Annotated in this window: 2 protein-coding genes and 1 pseudogene; all 3 read right to left on the bottom strand. The window is 77.1% G+C overall.

Going from position 1 to position 2,528, the window contains the following annotated elements; translation table 11 throughout:
- Positions 1-105 precede the first annotated feature (105 nt).
- Positions 106-747, bottom strand: a pseudogene (locus ACFV61_RS35500) (hypothetical protein); the annotation flags it as partial.
- Between the two features lie 222 nt (positions 748-969).
- Positions 970-1,407, bottom strand: a complete 438-nt coding sequence (locus ACFV61_RS35505; protein ID WP_380496273.1) for a sec-independent translocase — start codon at positions 1,405-1,407, stop codon at positions 970-972.
- A gap of 154 nt (positions 1,408-1,561) precedes the next feature.
- A partial coding sequence (locus tag ACFV61_RS35510; RefSeq protein ID WP_380496275.1) for a zf-HC2 domain-containing protein occupies positions 1,562-2,528 on the bottom strand: 967 nt, incomplete at its 5' end.

The following is a 2,528-nucleotide window of genomic DNA, read 5'->3' on the forward strand; positions in this document are numbered from 1 at the left end:
CCCCCCCGGCGCGCGCGGGGGGGGGCGCGCGCGCCCCGCCGGCGGGGGCCGGCCGGGCGCCCGCGCCCCCGCGGGGGGGGTGCGGGCGCTCTGGGGGGGGGCGGTGGCGAAGCCGGCGCCGTAGGCGCTGACGCCGCGGCCGTAGGCACCGAGCAGGACGCCGGGGGCCTCGCCGGCGAGCACCCAGCCGTACTCGGACTCGCGGTAGCGGAAGGGCTGCGGCAGGCCGTTCACCGGGAGGCTGAGGGTGGACCAGCCGGGGCCGGCCAGGTCGTCGGCGAGGTCCCACGCGAGGGTGCTCTGCTGGTCCAGCCAGTCCTGGCGCAGCGCGCGGTCGAGCTGGCCGGGCCAGGTCGAGGCGAGCAGGCCCGAGCCGGCCAGCCAGGCGGCGGAGGAGGCGGAGGTCGCCTCCAGGGTGCCGGTGTTGTCGGCGCTGCGGCGGCTGTCCCGGCGGGCCACCGTGACCACGACCGCGAACCTGCGCATATCGCGCGGCTCGTACTGCCTGGCCGGCTCCTCGCCGTGGCCGAGGCTGCCGTAGTCGACGCTGCCGGGCGCCCCGGCCCGGGGGCCGCCGGCGCCGGCCTGCATCAGGTAGCGGCGGCCGGTCCAGCCGTCGTCCAGGCCGTACCAGGGGAAGTCGGCGGACAGGTAGGGCACCAGCGGGTCCGCCGGGCCGGCCTGTCCGCCGACCACCGGTCCGCCGGCCGTGGCCGTCGTCCCCACCGCCTGACTCGTCGCGTCCATCCCCGGGCCTCCTCAAACACACGTTTGCCTGCCGTGGCGCGCTCCCATCGTGGCGTACCGCGGCGTTCCCGGGAGCCGTTCCTGGTCCGCGACAGCGCGGAATGTGACGGACGGCTCAGCGGGAACAATCAGCACAATAGCGGCGCACACGCCGCCGCCCCGCTCAGCCGGGCGGCCGGGCGGGGCGGTGGCGTGGTCGTACGGGGCGTGACCGGGGGCCGGTCAGGTCGCGTCGGGGTCGAACGGGGGCCGCTCGCCGGGCTGCAACGGCGCCCCGGTGGAGGCCGCCACCGGGGCGGCGGCCTTCTCGAAGCTCACGCTGCCGTTGCGGCCGTTCACCGGCGCCGCCGGCTTGTCGTCCAGGACGGAGCGGATGTCGAGCGAGTCCTTCATCTCCTTGAGGCCCAGCGGGTCCTCTTCGTCGCCCAGGAGCTGCTTGCGGACGAAGGTCTTGGGGTTCAGGTCCTCGAACTCGAAGTCCTTGAAATCGGGGCCCAGCTCGCTGCGGATGTCCTCCTTCGCGTTGTCTGCGAAGGAACGGACCTTCCGGATGAAGCCCATGGTGTCCTGGATCAGCTTCGGGAGCTTGTCGGGGCCGAAGATGATGATCGCCATCACGGCCAGGGTCAGGATCTCCAGCCCGCCTACATCGCTGAACACCTAAGCTCCCTAGCTCGTCGGACGACGGTCCCTACAGGGTAATGGCCATCGGCGGGTCCATGGTCCACGCTGCGATGAAGCCGTGGTAAAGACCTGCCGATGGCCGAGATCGTCGCGACCGGGGCGCGAGCGGCGCTCCAGGCCCGGACAGGGCCTAGCGGGTCTGCTGGCGCAGTGCGGGCAGGCCGCCCGAGTTTCGCTCCGCGGCCGGCGGCGGCGTCGCGTCGCGGGTCGCAGCGACGGGGTGGGCCGGGAAGTCCACCGGGATCTGCGCGGTCATCGGGACCAGGCCCCCGCCGCGGCCCGTGCCGCCGCTGTTGCCGACCGTGCTGACCGGGTTGCCGTGCTGGTCCTCGCTCTGCGCGCTGAGGCCGCCGACCCCGCCGAGCGTGACCGCGGCGACCGAGAAGGCGCCCGCGGCGGCGAAGACGAAGCGGCGCCCGCGCGGCGCGGCGGAGCGTACGGCGGCGGCGGCCGGGCGGGGCCGGGCGGCGCTCTCGGGGCGGGCCGCGGCCTCGGGGCGGCCGTTGCGCCGGCCCATCAGGGGCCGCAGCACCGCGCCGCCGCGCCCGAACGCCCGCGGGTCGACCCCGGGCACCGGGGTGTCGGCGCCGAGCGCGCCCGTGCCGAAGGAGGCGCCGGCGCCGCGGCCGAAGGAGCCGCCGGTGAGCCGGCTGCCGCCGAGCGTGCCGCCGGCCGCGACCCCGCCGCCGGGCAGGTCGTCGTCGTCACCGCGGCTGCCGCGCCCGACGGGCCAGTCGGCGTCCGCCGGATCGTCCGCCGGCAGGGCGCCGACGGCCATCAGCCGGGCCATCAGGCCGGAGGACGGCCCGGGGGTGCCGGTGCGGGTCAGCAGGTGCTTGACGGCCCGGCCCGCGTCGACCTCGGCGAGGCACTGCGGGCAGGTCGCCAGGTGGGCCTGGACGCGATCGCGCGAGTCGTGGCCGAGTTCGCCGTCCAGGAACGCGGAGAGGCGCTCACCGAGGTGGTGCTCCTCGGCGGCCGGCTCGGCGGGGCGCACCGGCACCGCGCGCAGCGCCGTCTCGCCCGGCAGCGGGAGCGCGGGCAGGACGGGCTCGCCCGGTTCGTCGCCGCCGCGGCGGCCGGGCAGGGCCCAGCCC

Source organism: Kitasatospora sp. NPDC059817 (assembly GCF_042731835.1).
Lineage (GTDB): Bacteria > Actinomycetota > Actinomycetes > Streptomycetales > Streptomycetaceae > Kitasatospora.